Origin of the sequence: Myxacorys almedinensis A, assembly GCF_010091945.1 — a bacterium.
GTDB classification, from domain to species: domain Bacteria; phylum Cyanobacteriota; class Cyanobacteriia; order Leptolyngbyales; family Leptolyngbyaceae; genus Myxacorys; species Myxacorys almedinensis.
In genome coordinates this window covers 1-913 of record NZ_WVIE01000067.1, presented here as the reverse complement: position 1 = coordinate 913, position 913 = coordinate 1, and the positions used below count along the sequence as shown (strand labels likewise).

Sequence of the window (913 nt, the reverse complement as noted above, 5' to 3'; positions counted from 1 at the left end):
TTCATGCCCAGTTTGCCCTCATGTTTAGTCTAGAAGACCTGTTCTGCTCCGTCGATGATTTCTGCCAAACGTTTGAACCGCGCTGGAAACAGCAACTTTTAGCAAGTGGACGGCAAGTGCGTCATCGACCTCGCCGCCTGAGCTTGAGCGAAATTATGACGATTCTGATTGCCTTTCATCAGTCGTGTTATCGCAATTTCAAAACTTACTATCAGGAGAAAGTCCAGACCGAGTGGGCAGGTGCGTTCCCCGGACTCGTCAGCTATCAACGCTTCATCGAATGGGTTCCAGGCACGGTAGTGCCAATGTGTGCCTACTTGCGTTCGTGTTTTGGGTCGTGTAGCGGCATCAGTTTCATGGACTCAACCGCCTTGAGCGTCTGCCACAATCGTCGGATTAAGCGCAACAAGGTGTTTGAGAACGTCGCCAAACGGGGCAGAACCTCGGTCGATTGGTTCTTCGGCTTCAAGCTGCATCTGGTGGTCAACGACCGAGGCGAATTGCTCAACATCATGCTCACTCCCGGCAACACCGATGACCGTACTCCAGTCCCGAAACTGTTGCAGCAGGTATTCGGCAAAGTGTTTGCTGACAAAGGGTACGTCTCGCAAAAGCTCGCCAACCACCTGCTCCATACCGCAGGCATCCAACTGGTCACCAAGCTCAAACGCACCATGAAACAGCGCTTAATGCCGCTCAATGACCGTCTACTGCTGAGGAAGCGTTCGATTATCGAAACGATTATTGACCAGTTGAAGAACATTTCGCAAATTGAGCATTCGCGCCATCGCTCTGCGGTGAACTGCTTCGTCAATATCCTCGGTGGCTTGATTGCCTACTGCCACCAACCGAAGAAGCCGTCGATTGCGATCAACGACAATCTCTTGCTCCCGGCTTAACCCGAACTCAGGTT

1 protein-coding gene is annotated in these 913 nt (G+C 51.9%); it reads left to right on the top strand.

The window, feature by feature from the left end; all coding sequences use genetic code 11:
• The first annotated feature begins 20 nt into the window (after positions 1–20).
• Positions 21–899 (top strand): IS982 family transposase, encoded by an 879-nt coding sequence (locus GS601_RS22660; protein WP_162425555.1) that lies wholly within the window; start codon positions 21–23, stop codon positions 897–899.
• The last annotated feature ends 14 nt before the right edge of the window (positions 900–913 follow it).

Excerpts from the sequence above, each read along its gene's own strand:
- GS601_RS22660 (WP_162425555.1), top strand. The coding sequence starts at position 21 with ATGTTTAGTCTAGAAGACCTGTTCTGCTCCGTCGATGATTTCTGCCAA.